Annotated in this window: 12 protein-coding genes; 2 read left to right on the plus strand and 10 right to left on the minus strand. The window is 66.7% G+C overall.

Going from position 1 to position 13,520, the window contains the following annotated elements; genetic code table 11:
* Window positions 1-2: 2 nt before the first annotated feature.
* Window positions 3-1,028 carry an ABC transporter substrate-binding protein gene (locus tag J2X50_RS10475; RefSeq protein WP_429094568.1) on the minus strand — a complete coding sequence of 342 codons (1,026 nt, stop codon included), beginning with the start codon at window positions 1,026-1,028 and terminating at the stop codon, window positions 3-5.
* A gap of 195 nt (window positions 1,029-1,223) precedes the next feature.
* On the opposite strand from J2X50_RS10475, the gene J2X50_RS10480 reads away from it, so the two are divergent.
* Both J2X50_RS10480 and J2X50_RS10485 read left to right on the plus strand, forming a co-directional pair.
* Window positions 1,224-1,703 carry an NUDIX hydrolase gene (locus J2X50_RS10480; protein ID WP_429094570.1) on the plus strand — a complete coding sequence of 160 codons (480 nt, stop codon included), beginning with the start codon at window positions 1,224-1,226 and terminating at the stop codon, window positions 1,701-1,703.
* A 145-nt stretch (window positions 1,704-1,848) separates the two neighbouring features.
* Window positions 1,849-2,865, plus strand: coding sequence for a LacI family DNA-binding transcriptional regulator (locus J2X50_RS10485; protein ID WP_429094572.1), 1,017 nt, complete (start codon window positions 1,849-1,851; stop codon window positions 2,863-2,865).
* Here the strand turns inward: J2X50_RS10485 and J2X50_RS10490 are convergent.
* The 9 genes from J2X50_RS10490 to J2X50_RS10530 form a co-directional block, all read right to left on the minus strand.
* A complete protein-coding gene (locus tag J2X50_RS10490) occupies window positions 2,823-4,550 on the minus strand; it encodes a metallophosphoesterase family protein (protein ID WP_429094574.1) in 1,728 nt (575 codons plus the stop codon). The two genes, J2X50_RS10485 and J2X50_RS10490, sit on opposite strands and share 43 nt — an antisense overlap.
* 26 nt (window positions 4,551-4,576) lie before the next feature.
* Window positions 4,577-5,203, minus strand: a complete 627-nt coding sequence (locus J2X50_RS10495) for a dual specificity protein phosphatase family protein (protein ID WP_429094575.1) — start codon at window positions 5,201-5,203, stop codon at window positions 4,577-4,579.
* Between the two features lie 26 nt (window positions 5,204-5,229).
* A complete protein-coding gene (locus tag J2X50_RS10500) occupies window positions 5,230-6,063 on the minus strand; it encodes an inositol monophosphatase family protein (protein ID WP_429094577.1) in 834 nt (277 codons plus the stop codon).
* A gap of 138 nt (window positions 6,064-6,201) precedes the next feature.
* Window positions 6,202-7,080 carry an inositol monophosphatase family protein gene (locus tag J2X50_RS10505; protein ID WP_429094579.1) on the minus strand — a complete coding sequence of 293 codons (879 nt, stop codon included), beginning with the start codon at window positions 7,078-7,080 and terminating at the stop codon, window positions 6,202-6,204.
* Window positions 7,077-7,883 (minus strand): HAD family hydrolase, encoded by an 807-nt coding sequence (locus tag J2X50_RS10510; protein WP_429094580.1) that lies wholly within the window; start codon window positions 7,881-7,883, stop codon window positions 7,077-7,079. The genes J2X50_RS10505 and J2X50_RS10510 overlap by 4 nt, the downstream gene beginning before the upstream one ends.
* A gap of 83 nt (window positions 7,884-7,966) precedes the next feature.
* On the minus strand, window positions 7,967-9,109 hold the full coding sequence (locus tag J2X50_RS10515) for an ABC transporter substrate-binding protein (RefSeq protein ID WP_429094582.1): 1,143 nt from the start codon (window positions 9,107-9,109) through the stop codon (window positions 7,967-7,969).
* A gap of 68 nt (window positions 9,110-9,177) precedes the next feature.
* The gene (locus J2X50_RS10520) at window positions 9,178-10,311 is read right to left on the minus strand and encodes an ABC transporter substrate-binding protein (protein ID WP_429094584.1); all 1,134 of its coding nucleotides are present in this window, start codon (window positions 10,309-10,311) and stop codon (window positions 9,178-9,180) included.
* A gap of 86 nt (window positions 10,312-10,397) precedes the next feature.
* Complete coding sequence (locus J2X50_RS10525; RefSeq protein WP_429094586.1) at window positions 10,398-11,528, minus strand: ABC transporter ATP-binding protein; 1,131 nt, start codon at window positions 11,526-11,528, stop codon at window positions 10,398-10,400.
* A 1-nt stretch (window position 11,529) separates the two neighbouring features.
* Window positions 11,530-13,389 (minus strand): ABC transporter permease, encoded by a 1,860-nt coding sequence (locus tag J2X50_RS10530; protein WP_429094588.1) that lies wholly within the window; start codon window positions 13,387-13,389, stop codon window positions 11,530-11,532.
* Window positions 13,390-13,520: the final 131 nt, after the last annotated feature.

Below are 13,520 nucleotides of genomic sequence, written 5' to 3' on the forward strand. Positions count from 1 at the left end.
GATTACTGCGGCAGCGAGGAGACCTCCTGGTCCCATTTCGCAAGCAGCCGCTTGCGCTCCTCGCTCGAGCCATACTTCTTGAAGTCGTAGTCGATCAGCTTGATCGTCGACAGGTCCGGCGTCAGTTCCGACACCGTCGCCGACTTGTTCGATGGCAGCTGGAACGACTTTGCCTCCTTGGCCTTGCTCTGCATCTCGGCCGACAGCGCCCAGTCGTAGAACTGCTTGGCTTCGTCGGGGTTGCGCGCCCCCTTGATCAGCGACATCGAGCCGATCTCGTAACCGGTGCCCTCGCAGGGCGCCACCGTCACGATCGGGAAGCCGGCCGCGGTCTGCGCCACCGCGTCATGCATGAACACGATGCCGATGGTCGTCTCGCCGAGGCCAGCCGCCTTGATCGGCGCCGAGCCCGACTTGGTGTACTGGTTGATGTTCTTGTGCAGGGCCTTCATGTATTCGAAGCCCTTGTCCTCGCCCATCAGCTGCACCATCGTGGCGAGCGTCGTGTAGGCTGTGCCCGACGAGTTCGGATTGGCGATCTGGATCTGACCCTTGTATTCGGGCTTGGCGAGGTCGGCCCAGCACTTCGGCTCGGGCAGGCCGTTCTTGGCGAGCAGATCCTTGTTGTAGCCGAAACCGAGCGCGCCGGAATAGACGCCGATGGTCTTGTTGCCGGCGGCTTCCGCCTGCTTGATCGCCCAGTCGTGCAGTTCGCCGCGCATCGGCGAGACATATTCCTCGGTCAGGCCCTCCTGGGCTGCCTGCAGATGCGGGTCGCCGGTGCCGCCCCACCACACGTCGCCCTTCGGGTTGCCCGCCTCGGCGCGCACCTGGGCATAGGTCTCGCCCGAACTCTTGCGGGTCATGTCGACGGTGATGCCGGTCTTCTCCTCGAAGCCGGTCTTGATCTGCTGGCACCAGGCCTCGTCGGCGCTGCAATAGAGCGTCAGGCTCTTGGCCGCGGCCGATCCGGCACCGGCCGAAAGCACCGCGGCAAGCGCCGCCGAACACAAGAAGGCAGTCTTCATGTTTTGGTTCCCTCCATATTTTTCGCCGTCTAACGATCTTTCGTCGCTTTGGCCTGTTGCAGAGTGAGTGGTTTTTACGCATTTTGCAATCGTGTTCATTGCATTATCTTCGCTGTGATGAACCGGGGCCGGCCGAAGTGCTTCAGATGCGGCAGCGGTCCGCCGCAAGGACGAGGAAAGGACAGTCGGGCGAAAATGCCTAAGGACAAGAAGACCCTCCGCAAGGCGACGAAAGGCGAGCGCATCGCCCAGGTCGCTGCCATTCCGTTTCGTCTGAATGGCGGCGGCGAGCTCGAGGTCATGCTTGTCACGTCCCGCGGCACGCGCCGCTTCATCGTGCCGAAGGGGTGGCCGATGAAAGGCAAGAGCGCCCGCCAGGCTGCCCTGATCGAGGCCCGCGAAGAGGCCGGCGTGCTGGGCAAGGCCTTGAAAAGGCCGGCCGGCAGCTATGGTTACTGGAAACGTCTCTCGACCAGCTTCGTCCATGTCGAGGTCACCGCCTACCTGATCGAAGTCAGCGAGGAGTTCGCCTCGTGGCAGGAGGCCGGCGCCCGTCAGCGCGCCTGGCTCACCCCGGCCGATGCCGCCATGCTGATCGACGAACCGGAGCTCTCGACGCTGATCCGCAACCTCACGCCAGGCGACGTCCTCCAGCAGATCGACGCCGCCGCCTAGCCGCAGACCGCCATTGCAGCACCTGCTGCAAGATCGTCATTGCAGCATTGCAGATGCGCCTGTCCGAATGTATCACGGTGCAGGCGTTGCACATTTGTGCAATGCCCGTGAACGGTTCGCCGGCCGGTCCAAACTGGAGCCAACGATGTCCGAACTGAAACCGGGCAGGTCCTTCGTCAGCGCACAGCAGGTCGCCGAGCTTGCCGGCGTGTCGCGCTCGGCCGTGTCCCGCACCTTCACCGACGGCGCCAGCGTTTCGGAAACGACGCGCAAGAGAGTTCTGGAGGCGGCCGACAAGCTGGGCTACCACGTCAACCATCTCGCCCGCAGCCTGATCCACGAGGACAGCGGCATCGTCTGCCTCATCGGGGCCGACATCAACACGCCCTATCATTCGCGCCTGCTCGACGCGATCACCCGGCGCCTGCAGGCCATCAACCGCGTCGCCATGGTCATCAACACCTCGGGCGACAGCGCCAGCGTCGAGGCGGCACTGCGCCAGACGCTCAACTACCGCGCCAACGCCACCGTGGTGCTTTCGGGCACGCCGCCGGCATCGCTGATCAACACCTGCATCAACAGCGGCCAGCACGTCATCCTGATCAACCGCGACGACCATCTCGACGGCCCCGAGAACATCACCGTCGACAATGCCGCCGCCGCCCGCGAAGCCTTCCACATGCTGCATCGCGCCGGCTGCCGCCGCATCGCCGTGGTGTCGTCGCAGGCGGGAACGCCGAGCCTGGTGGCGCGCGAGCGTGCCTTCGAGCTGGCCGCGGGGGAGGCCGGCCTGTCGGTCAGCATCACGCGGGCCGGCCCCACCGGCTACGGCGCCGGCTTCGAGGCGGGACGGCTGCTGCTCAGCGGCTCCGACCGGCCGGAGGCGGCCTTCTGCGTCACCGACCTGCTCGCCTGCGGCTTCATGGACGCGGCGCGGGTCGAGTTCGGCATGAACGTGCCGGCGGAGCTCTGCGTCGTCGGCTTCGACGACATCGAGCAGGCCGGCTGGGCGTCATACCAGCTGACCACCTTCCGCCAGCCGATCGAGCAGGTCGCCGACCATATCACCAGGCTGCTCGACGGCGACGATGCCGCCCGCGGCGGCGGCAGGGTCTGCTTTCACGCCGATCCGGTCTGGCGCCGCACCGTGCGCCCCAAGTGACCCTTCGCGGCCACTTCGCCGGTCGAAAGATCGACCGAGAAGTCGCGTGACGGCGCGCTCGCCAGCCAGTCGACCAGCATCCGCATGTACGAGGCCAGCCGGTCCTGCAGGCAGCCAGCCGGCCACCTGCCGGCGGCGAAGCGCGCGGCGAGATGACGGTAGGCGGCGAGGCGTTCGGGTTCGATGAAATCGAGCGCCACCTCGCGCCCTTTGCGCAGCCGGTACCAGTCGACGATCATTTCGAAAAACGGCAGTTCCCGCCAATCCGCACCTGCCCTCCTGGGCAAGGAAGCCAGCAGCGGCAGGGCGTCGTCCACCGTCAGTGGCGCTGCCATATCCGCAAGCCGTTCGAGATCGCCGAGGTCGAGCTGCGGCACGAGCGCCGCGAGGTCCCGGGGCCATTCCTTGGGCAGGTAGCGATGCCTGACCATCTCGGACAAATGCCGGCTGAGGAAATCGGCATGACTGGTCGCCTCGGTCACCGCAGCCGATGTCCCCTCCCGCGCCGCCTCGACGCGATAGAGGGCAAAAGCCGTGTCATAGGCAGGCACGTCGGCCACGACCACCGTCTCGACGCCGAGCCGTCCGTCGCCGATCTCGACCAGCTTGTAGGCCGGCGGGAAGCCGACCATCGACGGCACGGCGATGTTGACCAGCCAGTCGTCGCCGTCGCGGAAGACGGCGGTGTCGTTGATGTGCAGGTGGCCGCTGAAATGCACCTTGATGCCGGTGGCAGCCGCCGCCTTCGACACTTCGGCCCGTGGCGTGCGCCTGAGGAAACTGGTGTCGTTCAACAGCTTCGCCTCGTCTGCCCAGGTGCCGTTGAGCGGATCGATGATCGGATAGTGCGAGAACGCGATCAGCTGCTTGCCCTGCGCTTCGGCGCGCGCAGCCACGTCCTTCATCCAGTCGAGCACGAAGCCCTTGTTGCGCGGCATCGCGTTCCAGCCGGCATCGGTGCTGTCGTGGTAGCTCTTCTCCAGCCTCGGATCGAGGTCGCCGTTCTTCGGCTCGAACACGTTCGCGTCGATGGAGAGCAGCCACAGCCCCTCCACCGGCTCGACCAGGAAGGAGGCGTCCATCATGCGCCTGACCGTTCCGCCATCGGCCGAGACGATCTCGAAAGTCCGCGCCGCGAGCCTGTCGTCCGTCCCGAACGGGCATTCCCAAAGCAGGTCGCCCTGGCTGCGAAAGAAGCCGTATGTCCCCATCGCCGGGATCGCCGTGTCGTAGCCGCCGCAATACATCTCGTCCGAAACAATGCGCTCGGCAGAATTGCCCCGCTCCATGTCCGGGTCGCTGGTCACCAGCGTGTGCGAGCCGTCGGCGTTGAGGAAGCGCTTGCTCTGGTGCCGGCCATGGATGGCGTAGAGGTCGTGATTACCCGGCGTCGCCACGAAGCGCAGGCCGAAGCGGCGCGAATAGTCGGCCAGCAGTGCCGCCGCCGCCGCCATGGTCGACTGCTGGCCGTCGTCGGTCAGGTCGCCGGCGACGATGACCAGCGAAATGCCGCGCCGGACGATGTCGTCGAGCAACGCGCGGGTGGCGTGGTAGCTTTCGTTGAACACGCGCGTCGAGGCGTTGGTGTCGGCCAGCGAGCGCACCGCCAGCCTGTCCCCGCGCCCCACCCCCTGGCGGTTGTCGATGTCGTGAAAATGCGGGTCGGCGATGACGGCAATCTTCATTTCATTCTCTCTGGACGGCTTGGCCGTCAGCCCTGCGTCGCAAAGGTCGGCGCAGGCAATCCCCTGTCGATCATCGAAATCCAGTGCACAGCCTTGCGGGCGGCCTCGACCAGCATCGGCTTGGGTGCCTCATGCCATTCGTCGCGGCGCAACTCGCGCCGGGTGCGGACATGGTCGAGCGCGGCATCGAGCGTCGGGAACTTGTCGGGCATCTCGACATGCAGGAACAGCGCCACCAGCGACACCGAGCGGCTGCGGCCGCCGCGGCAATTGACCAGCACGTTGCCCTTCTCACGTCGCTTGTAGGTGGCCTTTTCCGGCAGCACCTGGCTCAGCGCACCGCGCAAGAGGTAGAAGCCCGACAGCATCATGGTCTCGGGGTTGCCGTGGCCGTCGATGAGGCCGAGCTTGTAGTAGCGCACCGCGCCGACGCCATAGATGACTTCCGCCCCCTCGCCTTCGCCGAACCTTTCGGTCGCATAGTTGAAGTCGAGATTGACCGCGCAGTTCACCACCGTGGTGATGTTGCTTTGCCTGAGTGCCGCCAGGTCGCCCGCGCCCTCCATGCCGCCGACATAGATGTCGACGCCGTAGCCGGCGATGTCGCGCTCGATCAGGCTGAGCGCCGGCCGCTCATGGCGAGGGCTGGTCATGTCCGTGGTTGTCCCCGTTCACGCGGTCAGCGCGTTTCCAGCGCAATGCCGGTCGCTTCGCTCATGCCGGCCGCGACACCGGGCGCCGCCGCGAGCACCGCGCCTCCCCTTGCGAGGCCATCGATCGCGAGATACGGCCCGACCACGCCGCCGGCCTCCTTCACCATCAGCAGGCCCGCGAGGCAGTCCCAGGGGTTCATGTGCAGTTCGGCATAGGCGTCGGAGCGGCCGTCGGCGACATAGGCGAGCCCCAGCGCGCCCGAAGCGCCGCGGCGCACATTCGCGCCCTGGCCGAGGATGTTCGACAGCACTTCGAGGTAGCGGGCGTTGGACATGCGGTTCGACCAGCCGAACTCGACGCAGGCGGCGTTGAAATCCGTCGTCCCGGCCACGGCGATCGGCCTACCGTTGCAGGTCGCGCCCTGCCCCCGCCGGACGAAATAGAGCTCGTCGAGGGCGGGGTTGTAGATCGCGCCGAGTTCGGTCTCGCCATTGCTGACGAAGGCGATGGCGATGCAGAAATGCGGGATGTCGCGGGCGAAATTGGCCGTGCCGTCGATCGGGTCCACTACCCAGATGTCCGGCTTGAGCGCCCCGCCGGTCTCCTCGCCGAGGAAACCGTCTTCGGGAAACGCCTCGGCGATGCGCGCCTTGAGATGCCGTTCGACGGCGGCATCGGTTTCGGTGAGAAAATCCTGCGGCCCCTTCATGCCGAAGCCGGGAACCCGGTTCCTGAAGCCGTCGAGGGCCACTGCCCCGGCGGAACGGGCGATCTCGCGGCAGAAGGCGGCGCGCCGGTCGAGGTCGGCTGCCATGACTGGCTGCGGGGCGCTGGCGTGAACGGTCATGTCAATGCTCATCGGTAAGTCCTGCGGTCAGATTGCACACGCGTGCAAATTCGTCAACGCCAAGGATTAGATAATCTTTTCCGGCATAACGGCAAAAGTGATAGGCGAATTCGGACGTCATGATGTGCACAGCCGTGCCATGCCGCGTCCTCATGCCTTGCCCCCGGCGACCGACGGCTTCGGCCGCCCGGCCGCGGCGGCGTCCCGCCGGTCGGAAATGTCGCGCGCGACGCGCATCAGGGTCGGATAGTCCGCCCCCTCGCCGAGAGCCACATAGCCCGGGCACATGAAGTCGCGCGCCTCCGCCCCCACCTTGCCGAGGGTCAGTGGCCGGTAGGCGCCCTGCGCCTGCCGCAGGATGAGGATCGCAGCCGCCACGTCCCAGGCGTTGACGCCGAAGCCGGCGGCGGCATCCACCCAGCCGGCGGCGACGTGGCAGATGCCGAGCGCCGCACTGCCGGGCCGCCTGAGCGCCGAGAATGTCTCGGCCAGTTCGCCGAAATGCGCCAGCGCCGGCTCGCGCCCGTCGAGCCGGAGGTCGCGCGCCACCGGATAGCCGGTGATCAGCGTCGCGTGCCTTTCGTCGGCTGCCGAGCGCGACCTGAGCGGCGCGCCGTTCAGCCAGGCGCCGGACAGGTCGGCGGAAAACATCAGTTCGGCGACCGGATCGTAGACCGCGCCCGCGACGATCTCGCCGTCGATCACCGCTCCCACCGACACGCACCAGAAGGCCAGCCCGCGGGCGAAATTGGCCGTGCCGTCGATCGGGTCGACATACCATTGCACGCGACCTTCGCCGCTGGCCCCGTCCTCCTCGCCTAGCACAGCCGAGTCCGGCACCCGGTCGAGGATGAAGGCGCGGATCGCCACCTCCGACTCCTTGTCGTGCCTGGTCACCACGTCGTGCAGGTCGACCTTGTAGTCGACGGCGATGTTCGAGCGGAACGCGGCCAGGAGCGGCGCCCGCACCAGCTTCGCCGCCTGCTCGGCAACCTCGCGCAGCTGCCTGGATTCGGCGACGCCGGTCATGCCGCGATCCCGCGCATCGCCTGGACAAACAGGGCGAGCAGGCCCGCCGGGTCGGCTACGACGGCATCCGGCTCGAGCTTGAGCTCATAGGGCAGGTCGTAGGTTCCCTTGTCTTCCATCAGGATGTTGCCGCCGACGCCGGCGCGTACGCCGCACAGCACGTCGCGGTCGAAGTTGTCGCCGACATACCAGGCCTCGGATGCATCGATGCCGAGCGCGCGCGTGGCGAGCCAGATCATCTCCGGGTTCGGCTTGCGGACCTTCACCTCGTCGCTGTGGACGATGGCGGCGAAACGCCCGGTCAGCCCGTGGGCGTCGAGGAAGTCGACATGCACCTGGCCGCACAGCGCGTTGCTGACGATGCCGACCGGCACGCCTGCCGCATCCGCCGCGTCGAGCAACTCGAGCATGCCGCCGCGAAGCACACGCCTGCTCTTCCAGCCGCCCATCTTGCGGCAGAGGTCGTAGGCCTCGGCCACGACGACGTCCTGCGCCGGCTTCGGCCAGTCGCCGGCGACGAAGTCGCCCCAGAATTCCCCATGGCGCAATTCGCGCGGCGCGAAGGGCCGCGACATCGCATCCTTCCAGTGCGAGTCGGCAATGCCGCCCGCCTTGATGTCGTCGGCGATCTGCTCGACCGAAAGCGCCGGCGCGGCTACGCCTGCGCGATCGAGCAATTCACGCACATGGGCCGCAAGCCGCGCTTGCCAGCCCGGCACGGGCGTCGTCGCCACCACCACGCCGCCGAAATCGAGCAGCAGTGCCTTGGGCGCCGCGAGTTTGCGTGCCGGGGTTGCGGTCATGCGAAGATCTCCATGTCAGTCCGGAGGAAAAAAGCGGGACGGAGCCGAAGGAGAAGGGCTCCGTCCCTAGCCCACCGGGAAAGCTATTTCTTGTAGGAAACGCGCCAGAGGTCCTGCCAATCCTGGCGCGCGTCCCAATCTTCGAGCGCCGTCGCGGCGTCGTACTGCTGCAGCTTGTCCAGCACCTTGCCGATGCCCGATGGCTCGTCCGCCGGCAGGCCGATGTCGGGGTTGGTCGGCAACTTGCCGTCCTTGACCTGCGGCGCGATGCCCTCTTCGGTGAGGATGTAGCGGATGAACAGCTTCGCCGCGTTCGGGCTCTTGGTGCCGGTGGCGATCAGCCCGAGCTTGACATAGGTCCAGCCCGGCCACGGCAGCATGTTCTCGCACAGGCCGAGCTTGTAGCCCTTGTCGGCGTTGTCGCGGAACTTGGCCGAGCTCATCAGCCCGAAGAACGGCTCCTTCTGGCCGGGCGCGCCGACGGCTTCCGAGATCGCGTCGTCGGCGTCCGCAAGCAGCGGCGAATTGCCGGCGAAGGCCTTCACCCAGGCCGCCGTGGCGCTGTCTTCGCCGACGTCGATGTCCTTGCCGAAATTCGCCTTGTAGGCTTCCTTCATCTTGGCGTCGTCATGCGTCGCGGTCTGGTTGAACCAGTCGGGATAAGTGCCCTTCGACAGCGGGTCGTAGAAGGCGACCTTGCCCTTCCATTTCGGCTCGGTCAGCTCCCACAGGTTCTTCACCGGGCAGGAATCGTAGACTTCCGTGTTGTAGGCCCAGATGGCCGCGTTGGTGGTCACCGCCAGCGGGTCCTGGAACTTCGCCGGGATCTTGCCGGCCATGTCCGGCGGCAGCCAGCTCTCGACGAACTTCTGCGGCAGAAGCTGTGCCAGGCCCGCCGGCGCGTCGGTGATCAGCACCACGTCGCCCTTGACGTTCTTGGCCTGGCCCTCGCGCACGATCATCTCGAGCTGGGCGCTGGCCGAAACCTTGATGCCGGTCGCCTGCACGCCGTACTTCTTGGTGAAGTTCTCGGCCATTTCGACGATCTTGCCGGTGCTGTCGTAGATGTTGATCGGCGCTTCCTTCTTCGCCGCCGCCACCAGCGCGTCGACGTCGAAGGCCTGGGTCCGCGCAGGCGACGTCGACATCGCCAGCGCGGCCATGATTCCGACCAGCGCGGTGGCCGAGAATGCACTGTTCCTGCTCGTTCCAAACGCCGGTTTCATCGTTCCCTCCCGTAAAAATCCGGCTGAAACGCGCCCGGCGGAACTGCCGGGCGCGGCAATGGCAAGTGCTATTTCTTGTAGTTGACGCGCCAGAGGTCCTGCCAATCCTGGCGCGCGTCCCAGTCGTCCTGGGCCGTCGCCGAATCGTAGGTGAAGATCTGGTCGAGCGCCTTGCCGATGCCCGACGGCTCGTCGTCCGGCAGCTTGGCATCGGTATTGGTCGACATCTTGCCGTCCGCCGCCTGCGGGGCGATGCCCTCCTCGGTCATCAGGTAGTGGATGAACAGCTTCGCCGCGTTGGGGCTGTCGGTGCCCTTGGCGATGAAGCCGAGGCTCGGATACATCCAGCCGGCAAAGGGCTTGAGCCCGGTGCACAGCCCGAGCTTTGAGCCGACGTCCTTGTTGTTGCGGAATTTGGCCGAGCTGATCAGGCCGACGAACTGCTCCTTCTGGTCGGGCGCTCCGACCGCCTGCGCGGCCGCCTCGTCGGCGTCGGTGAGCAGCGGGCCGTTGGCGGCCAGCGCCTTGACCCAGGCGGCGGTGGCGCCTTCCTCGTCGGTCACCAGATCCTTGCCGTAGTGCTCCTTGTAGGCAGCGGCCACCTTGTCGTCGGCATTGGTCGCCATCTGGTTGAACCAGTCGACATAGGACGCCTTGTTGAGCGGGTCCTGCATGGCGACCTTGCCCTTCCACTTGGCCTCCGTCAGCTCCCAGATGTTCTTGACCGGGCAGCTCTCGTTGAGCTGGGTGTTGTAGGCGAAGACGTTGGCCTCGTTGGAGATGGTCAGCGGGTTCTGGTATTTGGCCGGGATCTTGTCGGCGAGGTCCGGCGGCAGCCAGCTGTCGACGAAGCCCTGCGGCACCAGCTGCGCCACGCCGGCCGGCACGTCGCTGATCTGGATCACGTCGCCCTGCACGTTCTTGGCCTGGCCCTCGCGGATCACCATTTCGAGCTGGGCGGCGGCGTTCGCCTTGGTGCCGGTCGCCTGGATGCCGTACTTCTTGGTGAAGGCCTCGGCCTGCTTCACGATCTTGCCGGTGCTCGAATAGACGTTGATCGGCGGCTCCTTCTTCGCCGCCTCGATCAGCGCGTTGAGGTCGAACTTCTCCTGCGCGGCAGCCGCCGTCGCGAACAGGCCCACGACGGCCAGCGCGGACGCCGCCATCAGCCTTCTCGTCTTCTTGTCCAACGATCCAGTCATGCTTTCCTCCCTGTGGCGGGCAGCATTCGCTGCCCTGGTTTCCCGTCTGCCTTTGTCTTGCGCGCAGCTGCCCGCGCGCGTCCTCCTCAATGAACCTTCGCCGGCCTGAGCAGCCGGTCGGCCGCCTCCGAGCGATTGCCCGCCGCGTCGAACACATGCAGCGCCTTCGGCTTGACCCAGAAGGTCGTCGCCTCGCCCACCTCGACCTCCGGCGACTGGTGCGTGGTCAAGAACAGCTTTTCGCCGGCGGCGGTCAGCTCGATGATCCAGCTGCCGCCGGTCGGCAGGATGCCGGTCACCTCGGCCGGGCCGGCAAACGCACCATCCGGCACCTCCCCCGCATTGCCCGCGAGCCGGATCGCCTCGGGGCGGATGCCCACCGAACCGGCATCGCGCAGCTCGCCGTAGCGCTCGCCGAAGAACCGGCTGGCAAGGCGCGACACCTCGGACGTGCCGTTGCCGAGCTCGACGATGTTGATCGGCGGGTTGCCGACGAACTGCGCGACGAAGCGGTTGGCAGGCCGGTCGTAGATGTCGTTGGGCGTGCCGACCTGCTGCAGCTGGCCCTCGCTCATCACCGCGATCGTGGTGGCGAGTGTCATCGCCTCCCACTGGTCGTGGGTCACGAACACGATCGTCGTCTTGAACTCGCGGTGCAGGCGCTTGAGCTCGGCCCGCATCTCGAGCCGGAGTGCGGCGTCGAGGTTGGACAGCGGTTCGTCGAGCAGCAGCACCTCGGGATTGACCGCCAGCATGCGGGCAAGGGCCACGCGCTGCTGCTGGCCGCCCGACAGCTGCGAGGGATAGCGATTGCGGTACTTCTCGATGCCGAGCGTCTTCATCACCTGGTCGACGCGCTGCTCGCGCTCGGCCTTCGGCATCTTGCGCAGGCGCAAGCCGAAATCGGTGTTGCGCTCGATGGTGAGGTGCGGCCACAGCGCATAACTCTGGAACACCAGGCCCATCTCGCGCTTCTCCGGCGGCACGAACACGCCCTCGGTTACCGAATCGACCACCCGCGCCCCGATCCTGATCTCGCCGGCGGTCAGGTGCTCCAGCCCCGCGATCATGCGCAGCGTCGTGGTCTTGCCGCAGCCCGACGGCCCGAGCAGGCACATGAACTCGCCGTCGCCGATCTCGAGGTCGAGATCGGCCACCGCATTGGCGGCGTTCGCCCCGTAGTTCTTCTCGACGCCGTTCAGGTTGATCTTCGGCATGTCAGTTCCCCAGTCCTTGGGCGAGATTGGTCTTGGTCAACTTCTGGCCGAGCAGCGCGCCGAAATAGGCGAGGCCGGCGATGATCAGCACGACGGCGTTGGCGGCCTGCGTGTAGTTGTAGTCGACCAGCCTGAGCGAATAGGTGGTCAGCACGTCGGTCGACGGCACCGCCAGCACGACGAACAGGCTGAGCCCCTTGATGCCGGAGATGAAGGGCAGCAGCACGCCGGTGGTCAGCGATCCCTTCTGGATCGGGATGACGATCGAGGTCATGCGGCGGAACCAGCCGGCGCCGGCGATCTGGGCTGCCTCCTCCGGCTCCTTGCCGAGCTGCATCATGGCGGCGATGCCGGCGCGCGAGGCATAGGGCATCTGGTCGGCGATCAGCGCCAGCATCAGGATCAGGGTGGTGCCGTAGAGCGCGGGGATCGGCCCGCGCGGCACGGCGAACAGCGACAGGTAGGCGGCCGCAAACGCGATGCCGGGCACCAGATAAGGCAGGAACGTCACCTGGCGCAGGAAGGTGCCGAGTGGCCTGACCGGCGTGCGCGCCACCACATAGCCGACCAGCAGTCCGAGCAGGCCGGAGACGAGGGAAGCCATGCCGACGATGCGCAGGCTGTTCCAGGCGGCGTTCCACAAATCGGGGCTGAGCAGGATGCCTGTCTGCAGCGCCACCGTGTTGAGGTCGGTGCCGATCCAGTAGTCGAGCGTGAAATTGTCGAAGGTGAATTTCGCCGGCACCCGCATCACCGTCGACAGCATCAGCGTCATCAGCGGCAGCCCGACGCTGAGCAGGAACATCAGCGCGGCAAAGCCCGTCGCGGGCAGGCGCATGATGCCGAGCGGGCTCAGCCGGTTCATCGATCCCTTCGAGCCGATGGTGACGAAGCGGCGCGCCTCCTTCATCAGCCATGCGTCGATGGTGATGGTGATGATGCCGATCAGCATGATCGAACCGGCGAGCACGGCGCCGACGCCGACCTGGCGCGAGGCGATGTTCTGGTAGAGCGAGGTCGCCAGCACGTCGAAATTGACCGGCAGGCCGAGCACGTAAGGAACGCCGAATTCGCCGAGGCTCTTGGCGAAGATCAGCACCATCGCCGACATCAGCGACGGACGCATCAGCGGCATGATGATCTTGGTCGCGACCGTCAGCCGGCCGGCGCCCAGGATGCGGGCGGAATCCTCGAGCTGCGAGTCGAACCGGCGCAGCGCATTGCCGAACAAGAGGATGACGAAGGGCGAGTAGTGCAGCGCCAGGATTATGGTCACCGGCACCTGGCCGTAGGCCAGCCAGTCCGGCGGCGCGAAGCCCAGCGATTCCAGCCAGCCCGGCTGGCCGCCGACGGTGCGGTTCTTGAACAGCGTCGTCCAGGCCAGCGCGAAGGTCCAGGCCGGCAGCATGTAGGGCACGATCAGCGCGGTGGCGAACCAGCGGCGGCCGAACATGTCGGTGCGGCTGAGCAGCCAGGCGAGCGTGCCGCCGACCAGCATCGACAGCGCGATCGCTCCCGCCGAGACGCTGAGCGTGTTGACCAGCGGTCCCCAGAACAGGTCGTAGGAGACGCGCGAGGCGAACACGCGTTCGAGGTAGTACCAGGTCAGTTCGCCGACATCCTGCTTGATGCGGCGCTCGTCGCCGAACTGGACGCGGGCCGCGTCCGACAGCATCGAGATGATCGGGACGACGATCAGGTAGGCGAACAGCGCCGCCGCCAGGAAGCCGATGGTGGTCGTCGGCTCGCGCAGCGCCACCTTGAGCCTGTAGCGCAGGCGCTGCGTCCGGCTTGGCGCGGCCATCGACCGGCGGCGTGCGGGCGCGGCGGCCGGAGCCGATGTCTCGGAAGTGCTCGCCACCGGCCTAGCCTCGCGACGGGCGGCCGGAGCCGCGTTTGGTCGCGACGCGGCCGGCAGCCCGACAGGCTGCATGCCCTTCCCGTGATGGCACGTACATGGTCCCTCCTCTCATGCGCCCGGGATCCGGATCG

This window comes from Aminobacter sp. BE322, assembly GCF_050433525.1.
In the GTDB taxonomy this organism is placed as follows: Bacteria; Pseudomonadota; Alphaproteobacteria; order Rhizobiales; family Rhizobiaceae; genus Aminobacter.